Source organism: Nostoc sp. (assembly GCF_036917195.1).
Taxonomy (GTDB): Bacteria; Cyanobacteriota; Cyanobacteriia; order Cyanobacteriales; family Nostocaceae; genus Nostoc.
In genome coordinates this window covers 56,164-71,167 of the sequence record NZ_JBALDG010000033.1, presented here as the reverse complement: position 1 = coordinate 71,167, position 15,004 = coordinate 56,164, and the positions used below count along the sequence as shown (strand labels likewise).

11 protein-coding genes are annotated in these 15,004 nt (G+C 37.8%); 9 read left to right on the top strand and 2 right to left on the bottom strand.

Features of this window, described 5'->3' with window-relative positions:
- Positions 1-40: 40 nt before the first annotated feature.
- On the bottom strand, positions 41-349 hold the full coding sequence (locus V7K40_RS11465; protein ID WP_334959556.1) for a hypothetical protein: 309 nt from the start codon (positions 347-349) through the stop codon (positions 41-43).
- 314 nt (positions 350-663) lie between these two features.
- On the opposite strand from V7K40_RS11465, the gene V7K40_RS11460 reads away from it, so the two are divergent.
- The 4 genes from V7K40_RS11460 (at position 664) to V7K40_RS11445 (ending at position 4,670) form a co-directional block, all read left to right on the top strand.
- On the top strand, positions 664-1,695 hold the full coding sequence (locus V7K40_RS11460; RefSeq protein WP_334959553.1) for a chlorophyll a/b binding light-harvesting protein: 1,032 nt from the start codon (positions 664-666) through the stop codon (positions 1,693-1,695).
- A gap of 2 nt (positions 1,696-1,697) precedes the next feature.
- Positions 1,698-3,131 (top strand): chlorophyll a/b binding light-harvesting protein, encoded by a 1,434-nt coding sequence (locus V7K40_RS11455; protein WP_334959551.1) that lies wholly within the window; start codon positions 1,698-1,700, stop codon positions 3,129-3,131.
- A 96-nt stretch (positions 3,132-3,227) separates the two neighbouring features.
- Positions 3,228-3,740 carry a flavodoxin FldA gene (gene fldA, locus V7K40_RS11450; protein ID WP_334796149.1) on the top strand — a complete coding sequence of 171 codons (513 nt, stop codon included), beginning with the start codon at positions 3,228-3,230 and terminating at the stop codon, positions 3,738-3,740.
- A 177-nt stretch (positions 3,741-3,917) separates the two neighbouring features.
- Positions 3,918-4,670, top strand: a complete 753-nt coding sequence (locus V7K40_RS11445; protein ID WP_334959548.1) for an alpha/beta hydrolase — start codon at positions 3,918-3,920, stop codon at positions 4,668-4,670.
- A 286-nt stretch (positions 4,671-4,956) separates the two neighbouring features.
- Here the strand turns inward: V7K40_RS11445 and V7K40_RS11440 are convergent, their stop codons facing one another.
- Positions 4,957-5,199, bottom strand: coding sequence for a hypothetical protein (locus tag V7K40_RS11440; RefSeq protein WP_334959546.1), 243 nt, complete (start codon positions 5,197-5,199; stop codon positions 4,957-4,959).
- On the opposite strand from V7K40_RS11440, the gene V7K40_RS11435 reads away from it, so the two are divergent.
- The 5 genes from V7K40_RS11435 (at position 5,190) to V7K40_RS11415 (ending at position 14,949) form a co-directional block, all read left to right on the top strand.
- Positions 5,190-6,224, top strand: a complete 1,035-nt coding sequence (locus V7K40_RS11435) for a chlorophyll a/b binding light-harvesting protein (protein WP_334959544.1) — start codon at positions 5,190-5,192, stop codon at positions 6,222-6,224. The genes V7K40_RS11440 and V7K40_RS11435 overlap by 10 nt on opposite strands.
- 162 nt (positions 6,225-6,386) lie before the next feature.
- Positions 6,387-7,355 carry a chlorophyll a/b binding light-harvesting protein gene (locus V7K40_RS11430; RefSeq protein ID WP_334959542.1) on the top strand — a complete coding sequence of 323 codons (969 nt, stop codon included), beginning with the start codon at positions 6,387-6,389 and terminating at the stop codon, positions 7,353-7,355.
- A gap of 94 nt (positions 7,356-7,449) precedes the next feature.
- Positions 7,450-7,725, top strand: a complete 276-nt coding sequence (locus V7K40_RS11425) for a hypothetical protein (RefSeq protein ID WP_334959540.1) — start codon at positions 7,450-7,452, stop codon at positions 7,723-7,725.
- A 416-nt stretch (positions 7,726-8,141) separates the two neighbouring features.
- Complete coding sequence (locus tag V7K40_RS11420; protein WP_334959538.1) at positions 8,142-11,246, top strand: hypothetical protein; 3,105 nt, start codon at positions 8,142-8,144, stop codon at positions 11,244-11,246.
- Positions 11,236-14,949 carry a helicase-related protein gene (locus tag V7K40_RS11415; RefSeq protein WP_334959536.1) on the top strand — a complete coding sequence of 1,238 codons (3,714 nt, stop codon included), beginning with the start codon at positions 11,236-11,238 and terminating at the stop codon, positions 14,947-14,949. The genes V7K40_RS11420 and V7K40_RS11415 overlap by 11 nt, the downstream gene beginning before the upstream one ends.
- Positions 14,950-15,004: the final 55 nt, after the last annotated feature.

Genomic DNA, 15,004 nt, shown 5'->3' with positions numbered 1-15,004 from the left:
CCTACCCCTCCCAGAATGCTTTGCGAGGGGTTCAAAATTATCATTGGACATTCGGACATTCAGGTAAATTCTTATTAGCGTATTTGCAATCAAAATAAATTAAAGCTTCCCCAGTAGAAGTGAATGCTCTACTTGTGTAGTATGTTTCACTGTTTGGACTTGCTTCAGATGACCAAATTTTTAAATAGTAACCACTATTATCATCAGTAGACCATAATTCGTAACGGGAATAACCTCCTGACCCCTGACTAGTTAAATAGTCAGCTAGTACTTTATTTGATGCAGACAACAAGCTCAATACAGTCAAAACCGGAATTACAGCTACTTTTAGTATTTGGATTAATTTCATAAATGCACAAAAAAGTTACTTTCTCTAGCTTCCTTTACCGATGTATTTTTTGAAACTAGTAATCATTCGGAATATTGTGTGAGGATATCGTAAGGTACTTATAAGAAGTTGTGTTGTAGCCTACTCCTTCTTGAGGTGGAATGAATCGTCGCCCGCCTTTTCAGTTTGTTTCTGAAATCCTTTATAAAACTTTACTTAAATCAAATGATAAAACTTTGCAATAACTCTGGTAGTATATCTTCATGCTTCTTGAGATAGATATTCATTAAGCTAATTGTTTCAGTTATTTGCAAACTTTCTCAGGAGATAACGCCATGACAAGCGTGGCTGTTCAAAAACCGGAGTCAATTCCCTGGTGGGCAGGGAACGCCCGGTTAACCAACCTCTCAGGTAAGCTTTTAGGCGCTCACGTTGCTCATGCGGGGTTAATTGTTCTCTGGGCTGGTGCAACAACCCTTTTTGAACTTGCCCACTTCAACAGAGCGCAACCAATGTACGAACAGGGCTTAATTCTATTACCCCATCTTGCAACCCTTGGTTGGGGTGTTGGAAGTGGTGGACAGATAGTAGATACCTATCCTTACTTCGTCGTTGGAGTATTGCACCTAATTAGCTCCGCCTTCCTGGGATTTGGCGGTATCTTTCATGCCCTACGTGGGCCTGCCATCTTAGAAGAGAGATTTTCCTTCTTTGGCTATCGCTGGGAAGATGCTAATAAAATGACCACTATTCTGGGTATTCACCTAGTCTTACTGGGTCTGGGAGCAGGCTTACTGGTAGCCAAAGCCATGTTCTTTGGCGGCTTGTACGATTCTACGGTAGGTGAGGTGCGCGTAGTTTCTAGCCCTACTTTGAACTCCGTCGTCATTTTTGGCTACTTATTTGGTGGCGGTGGCAAACACTGGATTGCTGGAGTCAACAACCTGGAAGACTTGGTTGGTGGTCATATTTGGGTGAGCATTCTCTGCATTGCTGGCGGTATCTGGCACATTACCACTCAACCTTTTGGCTGGACAAAGCAACTTTTTATCTGGTCAGGAGAAGCATACCTTTCTTACAGCTTGGGTGCTTTAGCTCTAATGGGTTTTATTGCTGCTTATTTTGTTTCTGTTAACACATTAGCTTACCCACCGGAATTTTATGGGCCAGCCCTGAGTATTGGGTTTGACCGTTTTCCCTACTTCCAGAGTGGAAATTTACTATCCTCTCGCGTTTGGCTGGCGAATGCTCATTTCTGGCTAGGTTTCTTCTTTCTTCAAGGGCATCTCTGGCACGCTTTACGCGCTGCTGGATTTGACTTCCGCGCTTGGAGAGTCGTCCGTTCAACTCGTGGGGAGGCAATCTAACTATGGCAACTGCAACGATAATCCCGCAGGAATCCGGTTGGTGGGCTGGCAATGCCCGATTCATTAACCTATCGGGTAAGCTTTTGGGCGCTCATGTTGCTCATGCTGGGTTGATTGTCCTTTGGGCAGGAGGAATGACTTTATTTGAAATCACCAAATACGACCTCTCGCGACCGATGTATGAGCAGGGATTAATTTTGCTGCCGCATCTGGCAACTTTAGGATTTGGTGTTGGCGACGGCGGCCAAATTGTTGATACCTATCCTTTTGTTGTAATTGGTGTTTTACATCTGATTAGTTCCGCTGTACTAGGTGCTGGTGGCATTTACCATGCCATTCTAGGCCCAACAGTGTTGGATGATAATCCGTCTTTCCCTGGTTTGTTTGGCTACGACTGGAAAGATGAAGACAAGATGACCACGATCATCGGCATTCATTTGCTGTTGTTGGGGTTGGGGGCTTGGTTGTTGGTGGCAAAGGCGCTGTTTTGGGGTGGTCTTTATGATCCAGCAGTGGCATCTGTACGAGTGATTACTGAACCGACTATTAACCCTGGTCGCATCTTTGGCTATCTCTTCGGTGCTTTTGGCAAACAGGGAATGGCAGCAGTTAATAACCTAGAAGATGTCATCGGGGGACATATCTGGGTAGGAATACTCTGCATTGTAGGAGGATTTTGGCACATTCTCACCAAGCCTTTTAGTTGGGCGAAAAAGATACTATTTTGGTCTGGTGAGGCTTACCTATCCTATAGCCTGGGCGCTCTGGCTTACATGGGTTTGTTGGCAGCATATTTTGTAACGGTAAATGATACCGTTTATTCCACAGTTTTCTATGGGCCGTTAGGACTGAGTACTACTGCATCGGGAGTGATTACGGTTCGTACTTGGCTAGCAACCAGTCACTTTGCTTTGGCAGTTGTCTTTTTAGCTGGTCATATATGGCACGCCTTGAGGGTGCGTGTCATAGCGGCTGGACTTGATTTTGAGCAGGGAGTTATCAATCCTGCGGGGAGTCCTGAAATTGGGAATTTCGACACCCCGGTGAATGCTTCTGATATCACCTTGAAGTTGTTGACGAATCTTCCTATTTACCGTCAAGGCTTGTCTCCCTTTTCACGGGGGCTGGAAATTGGTATGGCACACGGCTATTTCTTGATTGGCCCGTTCGTAAAACTAGGTCCACTGCGGGATACGGAGTTGGCGAATCTAACAGGGCTACTTGCGACAATTGCTCTGCTATTGATTTTGTCTATTTGCTTGTGGTTGTATGGCAGTGTGTCATTTCAAAAACGCAAACCTGCTCTTGGGGAACTACCGGAAAACATGAAAACGGCTAAGTCTTGGAGCGAGTTTAATGCTGGCTGGACAGTGGGTAGCTGCGGAGGAGCTTTGTTTGCCTTCCTGCTGTTAACCAATAGCAGTTTGTTTTTCTAAGTTGCATTAACTTGTGTGAGGTTTATTTACAGGACGAATAGCTATTGTTGCATAAGTCCTTTTGATTGATTGCAAAACTATTTATCAGGTGACAAAATGTCTAAAAAAATTGGTTTGTTTTACGGTACTCAAACTGGCAACACTGAATCTGATGCCGAAAAAATCCGGGATGAGTTTGGTGGTGATGTTGTAACATTACATCCCATTTACGAAGCGGATACTAGCACTTTTGATGAGTATGAATTGCTGATTATTGGCTCTCCCACTTGGGATATTGGTCAACTTCAGAGCGATTGGGAAGGCTTTTTCTCTGATCTGGATGATATAGATTTTAGTGGTAAGCTGGTCGCGTATTTTGGTGATGGAGACCAATATGGCTATAGCGATAACTTCCAAGATGCAATAGGAATTCTGGAAGAAAAAATTTCCAAACGGGGCGGTAAAACTGTTGGCTACTGGCCAACTGAGGGGTATGAATTTGATCAATCTAGAGCTTTGAAAAATGGCAAGTTTGTCGGATTGGCACTTGATCAAGGTAGTCAATCTGAGTTAACAGACGAGCGAATTAAAACTTGGGTTGCTCAGTTGAAGACAGAATTTGGTTTGTAGAAAGTCAACTTAAGTCTTGGTGAATGGAATACGCGGCTACACAAACAGGAACTACACCTGCGTGGGCTAATAGAAAATCAAGGTTTTTTACCAGTGCAGATGGGTAAAGCCTAGTGTAGACGCGTTTTCTAATCGCTCTTATAGCTGAAATTGATAATTCAGAAGTTATAGGTATTTATGTCTAATTCATTTGATGTTCTGTGGTTAAATGCTAGTCCTATTTTGAAGCGTTTTGATGAACCATTACTTAAATACTTATCTGGGTATATAAGCGTCGCCCAGTGGGAATACCATCAAACCAAAGATGAAGCCAGTTCCATAGATCAAGCTGTGGAGTTAGTGGATGAATTTTTAGAATGCCGCGATCGCCCTGTGCATCTTGCAGGTCATGGTATGGGTGGTGCGATCGCTTTAAGCTATGCTCGTCGATTTCCTCAAAAAGTGCGCTCGCTTACTCTACTGGCTGTAGCAGCTCAACCTGCAAACAATTGGCACGCTCACTATTACTTTCAACGACAACTTTTTCAGATCAGCCGTGAACTAGTTTTGGCAAGCAACGTTCGCAGTCTTTTTGGAAATCAACCACCTCATACCACTAAGAAGTTAGTAGCTGCCTTAGATAAAGATTTAGAACAATCTCCCTCGTCACACTCTTTGTTTAAGTTGGTTTATTTACCCAAGGGTGGAGTTTCTATGCCAATGATCGTATGTGGTAGCAAGAGTGATCCGGTAGTCAATCCACCTGCATTGCATGACTGGTTGAATTGGTTAAAGCCAGAAGATAAGCTGTGGGAATGCCCAGAAGGTTATCATTTTTTTCACTACTTCTATCCGGAACAGGTTGGCAAACAGATTTTGAGTTTTTGGGAATGCCACCATCCGCATCCACTGGAAGCATCTGCACTATCCTTAAGCACTTCTACAAATTAACAATATAAATTTCGCTTAAAAAGGCTTGCTCTAATTCCCTCCTTAAAAAGGAGGGTTAGGGAGGATTAAGTCTTAACCCAAGCGGATTGAATTATAAGTGTTCATCCAAACTTGATATCAGCTTCAGAAAAAACTGTTAGCAAAAATTGATATTTGCTTGCAGCCAAGAGTAGTTAGAGCGGTAATAGTTAGTATTGTCGCTTTGCTTGTGGTGTCTATTTTTTCTCCGGTTTTGATGATTACATTTTGTAAAGATGTATTTCAAATAAGAATAATTTTCAATAAACTAAATTTGTAATCTCAATAATTGGTAATTAACTTCAATAAGTAGAGCATGTGGCAAGAAGTGCTGACTACAATCGGTAACGCCTGCGGTAAAAAGAAGCCCTCCTCCTTCAGGTAAAAGCTTCAGCTCTACACATGTGCTAGCTGATTTGTTGGACTGACGCGACATTTCACTGCTGAAATAAGAACTGATTAATTGAGTATTATTAGCAACAATTACTAATCGGCTTAACAATGCAGACATACGGCAATCCCGACGTTAAATTTGATTGGTGGAATGGTAACGCCCGCTTCGCCAACCTCTCTGGCTTATTTATCGGCGCTCATGTGGCACAAGCAGCGCTGACGACGCTCTGGGCTGGGGCGTTTACATGGTTTGAAATCTCTCGCTACAATCCTCAAGTGCCTATGGGCGAACAGGGGCTGATTTTGCTTCCCCACTTAGCCACCTTGGGTTTTGGTGTGGGCGCAGGTGGTCAGGTAGTCGATACTTACCCTTATTTCGTTATCGGCGCTTTACACTTAATTTCTTCTGCTGTGCTTGGTGCAGGGGCACTTTTCCACACCTTCAAAGGTCCAAAAAACTTAAAAGACGCCACTGGTCGCGCTCGGAAATTTCACTTTGCATGGGACGACCCGAAAAAACTTGGGTTTATCTTAGGACATCACCTGATTTTCTTGGGAGTAGGTGCTTTACTCTTGGTAGGAAAAGCAATGTTCTGGGGAGGACTGTACGACTCGACAATTCACGATGTTCGAGTTGTCACCGACCCCACCCTCAACCCCTTGGTCATTTATGGCTATCAAACCCACTTTGCCAGTGTTAACAACTTAGAAGATTTAGTCGGCGGTCATATCTATGTAGGCTTGTTACTCATTGGCGGCGGTATTTGGCACATCCTCATAGAGCCTTTACCTTGGGCGAAAAAGCTTTTAATCTTCTCCGGTGAAGCCATCCTTTCTTACTCTTTAGGCGGTATTGCCTTAGCAGGATTTGTTGCAGCTTACTTCTGTGCGGTGAATACTTTAGCTTACCCCGTGGAATTTTATGGCCCTATCCTGGAACTAAAACTCGGAGTAAGTCCTTATTTTGCCGACAGCATTAAGTTAGCTAACGGTGGTTATACTTCCAGAGCATGGTTAGCAAATGCCCATTTCTTCTTAGCTTTCTTCTTCTTGCAAGGTCATCTGTGGCACGCCCTACGAGCAATTGGTGTTGACTTTAGCCAAATTGAAAGGGCAATAAATGCCATAGGTAGCGAGTCGTAAAACAATTTTAGATTTTAGATTTGGGATTTTAGATTGTCATAATCTAAAATCCGTCTTGGAAAGTTCTGAGACGCTGGCGGACTCACTCGCTAACGCCGGAAATCGGCGCTCAGACTTTCCGCAAAATCTCAAAATTCAAAATGCTCATAAAGGTATTTAACTATGACAATTACAACTGATAGAACCTTAGCAGAAGATACAAATTTATCGTGGTTAGTGGGTAATGCCCGTTTAATTGATTTATCTGGTCAATTATTAGGCGCTCACGTTGCTCATGCAGGCTTAATTATGTTTTGGGCGGGAGCAATCACAATATCGGAAGTTACACGCTTTGTTCCTAGCGTACCAATGTATGAACAAGGATTGACTTTGTTACCCCACTTGGCAACTTTGGGCTGGGGTGTAGGTGCTGGAGGTGAAGTAGTCGATACCTATCCCTATTTTGTAATTGGCATTTTGCATTTAGTTGCATCTGCTGTATTGGGTGCAGGTGGACTTTTTCATGTTTTTCGTGGCCCGGCAATTTTATATAGTGCCGGTGGACAGGCGGCGAAATTTCACTATGAATGGAATGACCCCAAGCAATTGGGTTTGATTTTAGGTCATCACCTAATTATTCTGGGTTTGGGAGCATTTTTGCTAGTACTAAAGGCGACGATTTTTGGTGGAATTTATGATACTAACGTAGAAAATGTCCGCCTAATTAGCAATCCTAATTTAAACCCAGTGACAATTTTTGGCTATTTAGTTGGTTTGAAAGATGGTAGCTGGACTCCTTTAGGGATGGCAAGTGTTGACAACTTAGAAGATGTCATTGGTGGTCACATTTGGGTTGGCTTCATCTTAATTGCTGGTGGCGCGTGGCATATTCTTGTGCAACCTTTTAGGTGGGTAAGACGAATTTTCCCAATCGAAAATGGTGAAGAAATTCTTTCTTACAGCTTGCTAGGTTTAGCTTTGATGGCTTGGATTTCTGCTGTGTTCGTGGCATATAACACGACAGTTTATCCTAGAGAGTTTTACGGTTATGAACGTCTAGAATTGGCAGATATTCAGTTCTTCCTTGGTGTAGTGGCCTTCTTAGGTTATGTATGGCACTATTGGCGATCGTCGCGTCAAGCTAATAGTTAATTTTTCGCTCAACCCTAGCTAAATAAAGTCCTATGCCTGCGGTTAACAGCAGTGGATTGCGGGCATTTTTTTGGAATTTTTATGAGGATAACTAATGTTAACTATGATTTTGTGCGCCTTCTGTGGTTGGACAATAATGATTCTATTTATTGGTAGTGTCTGGTTAACGCTAAAAAAAGGGATAATTCATTTAAAAACGTTGCATGAAATTCCCTGCTCTGGTTGTGAATATTTCACCAACGACTACCGCCTCAAATGTACTGTACACCCAAAAAAAGCTTGTTCTGAGGAAGCGATCGCTTGTATTGATTTTGAGCCGAAAACTTCTGCCTGTAATGCTTGCCAAAAGGGACGACGAAAGCTTTGTTAAATTTATAATCGTTCAGTAAGATACAAGAGTGCGATGTCTGACGACAAGCCTTACGGCTACGCATTTATGATGGGGTGTACTGGGGTGCGTAGCTTGCCGCCGTAGGCATCGCTACTTTACAGTTGAAAGCACTTTTTTACCAAATTGATTAATAAACTATTATTACTAAAAATTAATAATTTTAAACTTTTTTATCAAGTTATATTTTTGATACATTTATACTATAAAATTCACCAGATAAGCATAAGTCTTCAAAGCTATCGATATGGCTGAATTAAAATTTTTGGGTTATAAGATAAATCTTACAAACTCAGAATTCATTCTACCACTTACTATGTTGGCTGCTGTTTAAACGCATTAATCTTTCAAGGTAAGTCACATACATAATTAAAATATTTCTAAACAGTGGTTGCATTATGACATCAAGACATTCTATTGAGGAAAGCTCAAATCCCTTAGCCAAATTAGATTACGCTCCATTACTAGATAAAGTTTTAGGGTTAATTAAACAAAAGACACTTTTTAAATTTTCTCCTGACAAAAATAAACTCAGGATATCAGTTTATGATATAGCCTATGAAATTGCTACCGATCTAAACCTACGGGCACAAAGTCCTTTAACCCAGAATATAGGTATTAAAGCAGCAACCGTAAATTTTATTTCGGATACAGAGTTTTATTCTAAAATCCAAACTATTAGAGATGAATTGAGAAGACAACTTGATACTGCTTGCGGAGAAAACCAAACTCAATCTTCCTTAGATAATCTTTGTACACCATTATCTAATTTTATTAGTACTCAAGCTGGCTTACCATTTCAATATCCTTTTAACAAGCCTTATAGTTTTACATCTCAGCGATTAGTTATTGAGAATAGGTTGGCTCAAGAGAGGCGCAGGGGTACAGAGTCAGTCATAAAAGCTCATCACTTGAACGTCAAATTTGAAGGCATATCTAATTTTAAGAGTAGGTTTTTAGATAGTCTTAAAAGCTATATAGATACTATAACTAGACCCGATTCACAAGATTGGCAACAACTGACAGAAATTTTAGACAATATATCAGATCAAGACGAATCTGAACTTACTGAATTCCAAAAAATAGTAGATACTGAATCTCTTCCGAGACTACTGCGAGATATCAAAATAGATTATCTAGATTATTTGAGGATAGAATGTGCAAAAACTAATCCACGTAATTCCAATACACAAGGTTTTGAATGTTTAGAAACGTTGATTAATCGGCTGAGATTGTTAATAAATTATATTAACGATCCAAATTTAGATGATCCCCATTATGAAGTAAGTTATTTACTTGACAAGCCTCTTAATCTGCGGACAGCCTTTTCTCAAGCAAATGCCTTTGATATCTTGCCTATTATTCCTGAGTATGAAGGAATGATAGGAGAAAGCATAGATAAAGATAGAGGTATCAAAGAATTCAACTTGGGTGTGAGGTTAAAGCTCAATGGTTCTGTAAATTCTTATCATGAAAATTCAGTCCTAAATTATTATATGACTGAACTTGACCCCAACAGTCCGCGTCATATCGACCAACTAAAAGAGCCAGTCAAAGCCAAGAACTTTAAAGAGAAGGTTTTGAGAATTGCTTGTCTTTATTATTTTATTTTCGCTGTCGATGAAGAAGGTAATATACCTGATAAAGATTATAATCCTATTCCCAAATTTGAGACGGATGTTTTAAATAAATTGAAAGCGGGTGCAACTTCTGATGAGGAAGTAAAAAATTTATTAATCAAAATTAAAAGTTTGATATTTAATAAGGATGTTTGTCAAGTCGAACACAAATTAGCAGCTTTAAGAAATTTGCTACAAACCTTTCTTAATAAAAAAGAAATATTGCCATCTTTTTCTAAGATAGTACAGTTATGTATTAATAAAGAGATTTTGCATAAAAGCGTCTCAAAAATTATTAATAATCATAGTTTTTTGAAACTTGATTTAAATCAACAAAATCAATCACAGTTGAAAGCTAGAGCTAGAGAAGCTCTGGCTTATGTGGAGGTTTTACCACCTACTGTAAATGAACAATCTCTTAGCTCGTTATCTGTGAGTTTTACTTTTGATGATGTTCGCTATTTTACAGATAGCGATAAGCAAGATTTCTCGATGGAGTATGATATCACAGGTATTAAAGCATTGCCAGTAATCTTTTATCCTATTGCTCCTAATCCTAAAACAAACAAATTAGAGAATCATCCAATATATGACAAATATTATAAATCACAAACAATGATTGGAATTTATTACCAATCTAAACAAGCTAGAGAAGAAATATTTAAAAATACTCAATCACCAGAAGCAACTATATATCAACAAGTCTTCACTTTATTAAGTTACTTGTGCATTAGTATTTGTCGAGAGCAAATTAGTCTAGATAGCGAAAAGCAAGAAAAACTCTTTATTCCCATTTTTAGATTTCATCTCCAAAATACTCAGGAAACAACAGAAGATGAAGTTTTTCTCAATTCTTTATCAAAGGCATTAGCACATATTCTTCGTCGAGATTGTATGGCTGATGCTCAAGGACTTAACGTTAAAACTATAGATAAGTATAAAGTACAAAATGCCTTATCATCGTTGTACGCTTTGATTCCTAAAACTTTCGAGTTGCGAGAAGGTTATCAGGCTCAACTGGATAAATTAGCAATTATTGTTGTTTCTAGCTGGTTGAGTGATGCAGTTTGGGATGAAAAAGATAAACCTGTCAGAATTTCAAATATATATGGCGAAATTATTGTCATTAATCAGGTATCTGACACAGCAGTCAAGGTTGAACCTATCAAAACATTTGCAGACAATCAACCTCATTCTAAAATATCTACAGAATCAGAGGTTGTTAGAGATGAAATTAGTAAACTTTACCAACAAGGTTATCGCCATTTTCTATACATAGCAAAAGCTCCCTATACCAGAAGTTTGGGTATAACTAACTTGGAATCAGATCCAGATTCATTATTTTTCATGTCTCAGGATGTAGTTCAGTATCTTAAAGCAGGTAAGCCAGATATCAAGCTGTATCCAATATTTATGGATAACTATCCTGCTATTAACTTGGTTGAAGGTAAAGCTGATTCTTTTTATATTCCTGACATTGAAGAATTGGAGAAGTTATCTTTGGATAAAAGTCAACAAACCAGAGTTTTTCTCAACCTGTTTACAGGTCGTTCTGTAGATAAAAAGCGTACTATATTTAATAGTGTAGTTTGTTACAGTACTTTATTAAATATTTATGACGTAGGTGATACGAAAGATATTATAGAAGGGTTATTAGATAAAGATTCGCCTTTACAAAAGACGATTTTACAATACATTACTTTGTTTCATTTTTCTCGATACGAAGTAAATATAAACATTGCTCTCAAGCTGAACCCTTACAGTAAGCTAATTGGTGACGAAGGTATCGGTAAAATATCTACTTATACTTACTCCGTGAAGAATGTTAAGTTTAATAACTTAGCCTTTTTGACCGAAATTAGGAGTGCGCTTTATGGCAAATGATTTAGGCATTAACTTAGGTCGAGTATTTGAAATAAGTTTTAATATCGGCATTTTAACTTATTTTCAGCATTCCAAGTTACAACATTCCTATGGCGATGTTTATCTTCAACCTTTAAGTAAGTTATCTTTGCATAAGATCCAAAAAGCTATAGCCAATAATTTCATAGATAAATCTCATCAAGAGATTATTGGAGACTGGGTAAAATTATTTATTCAAAAAGGATGGACTTCGGGCTACAGCTTTGTGCGAGAGTATATAGAAGCGGCTGGCTGGCTGACTAAAAGCAAAATAGAAATTATCTATTTTCAGTCTGATTTCCACAATGAAAATGCCTTTGGTATCAAAAATTTAGAAAGATCCGCTCCTGACTGCTACAAGGAAATTTTAGAAATTCAGGGATTTGAAAACGTAGATATCAGCCGTTATATGGATGCTGGTGAATTTCTGAAAGCAGATACCCTCTTATTGCTGCGGTATTTGGGTAAGTATCGAATTTTAGTTGTAGACTTATCCACTTTTACAACTTCAGCTATTCATTCTGTAACTGACTTAAATAACATTCAAAGTTTGATAGAATCATTAAATACTGAATTAAATTATGTGCGTTCCAAGTCTAGTTTTTGTGGACTTGGTATAGATACTGGAGATAGTAGCGACAATAACAATAAACTTAACGAAATATATTCTAAAGAATTGACCCGCTTCTTCTGTGCTTTCAAGACTAACGATAAGGAAGCAGTCAAGGTTATCCAAGCTTGTAGTTATGCTTGGAGTTTTTATAAATTTTTGCTGTCGTCAGGTAAAATTTTACCAACTGATGAACTTAAATTTAATTGTTTTGGATATAGTGACAGAATGATTAACGGCATTGCTTTGACTAAAGAAAAAGACAATGCTCAAAATAGTCTGGAAATACTAAAAAATTGTTATGAAATATACAAAAATAAGAGTGACAAAGATATTAATGACAGCCGCAACACCTTACTTGAAGTCATTAAAAGTAATGCAGCTAGAAACTTTCAGGATGGCAGCAGATTTGTCAAAAATATAGTTGAAAATCAAAAAGATACAATAAACTATATCCAAAATACTGAAGTATTTGAAGCGGGACAAGACTTTTTTAATACGGCTGATATTGTACCTGAATATATTAAGCGATCGCTACAGCTAACAGCAACAAAATTTAGAGATGCTCATGCAGAGTTGATATATTGGGCGCTTGCAGATTCTAGAATACCATTGCTGTTTTTGACAGGAAATCCTGGAATTGGTAAAACTACAGCAGTCGCAAAGCAAATTATTGACCACTTGCATGAGGGGTCACTCCTAATATATGTCAGTCCTCGAATTCAGGTTAACCGAGATATTATCGACAATAATTTTAAAGATAAAAGTAGGTTAAAGTTGGTTTCGGACAATTTAATTTGTCTTAATACCAATAAAAGAATACTTGATGATGCCAATGGAGGTTACGCTGTTGAGTACTATAACAACAACCTTACTGAAGAGCATCATATAGGGCAAGTGAAATTTTTAGACGCTAGAATTTTAAAAGAGAAAGTATCTGACTTTCCCAGTCGATTAGTTAGATATGCAGATAACTTGGTACAAGTAGAAAAATGCCATGAGGTTGGAGTCCTAGCAAGTTTATGTGAAGCAATTCACACCTGTATTATTAATCCTGACTTACCTAATAATATTATTGCTACAGCCTCAATGCAGTCTTTAAAAGAAACTCGTTACGGTAATACTTTAAAGCATTTGGGCAGAATATTTAGTAGTGCTTATAATTCTTCCAAAAAGCCTCCTGGGATTATTCCAAAGAAGATGAAAGAAATCGCCAGTCGGATGAAAAATATTTTCATTATGATTGACGAAATTACAGGTTCGCAAGAGGGAGTTGCTTTTCTACATGGCGTTTTAGATTTTGTTGAAGAATATGATTTGTTAAATCCTGAATACGGCTTTAATCTGAAAGTGATTACTGCTGATGCGTCACTGACAATACAAGATGTAGTTGAAAATCATCTTTCTAACAATCAAATTCAGGGAGATAAAATATTTGTTAGACAAGTTTCAGATTCAATTGGTCAATGCTTATCTTTTAATGAATTTAGTTTTTTGAATAAGCCTGCGACTCTGATAAATGCAAATTCATATCCCGCTGACAAACTGATATTTAATTATCACATATTTGTCCAGTCACTAAGCTCAGATAATATTACAGATGAAACTTTTACTTTAGATGCTAAGGTAGCTGAAAAAATTGAAGAAGATATTTTAGAATTGCTAGATGAAAATGATGGACAGATTATAGTCTATATCCAAAATAAAGATGCTCTCAAGCAATTAATTACTAAAATTTCTAAGCTAAGACCTAGCTTTACTTTACATCAAGAATATTTAGAAATACATGCCAGTTTATCAGATAAGGAAGAAGCTGAAATTCAGAAATACCAAAATACAGTCAAAGTAGTTTTTATGACTGCTTCAGCATCTCGCGGTCTATCTTTTCCCCAAACTAAGCATATTCTTGTACAGATACCTAGCTTTCAGATTGAGCAAAATTTAATGGAAATAATACAAGTAATTTACCGTGGGCGAGGTAGTGAACTAGACCGAGGTAGTAAATATTTAAATTTTTACTTGTCTGACAAAGCGATATACTATCCAAAAAAAGTAGATGATAATGGCAAAAGTTTAAGTGCTACTGAATCAGAAAAACTTGCAAATCTGTCATTACAAGAAGCTTGTCTGAATGTATTAAATATTCTGATTATCTTGAAAGCATCTATTATGACTCGAATTCTGGGGTCAGGAGAAATTGGTAGAAAACGATACGTCATTATTCCTATTGGTGGTAAAGCAATTAGCCAAGCAGGGGAGACATTTATTGGTACATTGGCTACTTTATTACGCCAAATTCAGAAGGAGGGAAAAAAACAACCTGGAGATAATACATTGGAAAATATAGAGAAAAATTTATATGAATTACTTTCGGTTCAAAAAACTGAAATAAGCCCTTATTATCAAAATAAATCATTTGCTGAAACTCAAGAAGTATCCTATGTTTCAATAGGATTTAATCTTTTGTCACAAATGGAGACTAGCCTTAATAATTTGCTGAGTCTCCCACCAATTGAAAAAACCTATGTCAGAGGTAGCTTACTCATTGTACCGTTGTCAAAGAAACTAGTTAAAGAAACTAATTATATTGACTTAGAAAAAATTCTCGATAAAAAGCGAAATGAAGATTTCATAAAAAAACTTAAGCTCTTAGTAACATCAGGAAAATACCCAAAACAAATTATTAGTGCTGCTTATTCCTTAATAGACTTGACTAGAACACTTTTTAGTGAATTAGAACGTTCACAAAAATTAACCCAAACTTCTCTTTCATCAGAACGTTATTACGCTTTACCTATACAGACATTTTTATCTTTCCAGGCTTTTGAAGACTATTTTGAAAATGAGAGGAAAATTGATAATGTGTCTTTACGAGATATTTTAGCTCGTTATGTTTCTACACTTGCTTTAGCATCTAATGTTTTGCCCATTGACTCTAATTATCAAAATATTCCTTACGTAGTTTTCAATAGTAGTGCAATGGATAAACTAGGGAAAAATCTATTTAATGAAAATCAAATATTCCAGTCTAAAGAAATGAATATTCTAAATTTAATTCTTTCTCAAGAAGATTGATTTCTAATGAAATTTGAACGCACTTGTGAAAGTTGGGGAAAGTGCGTATTCTATC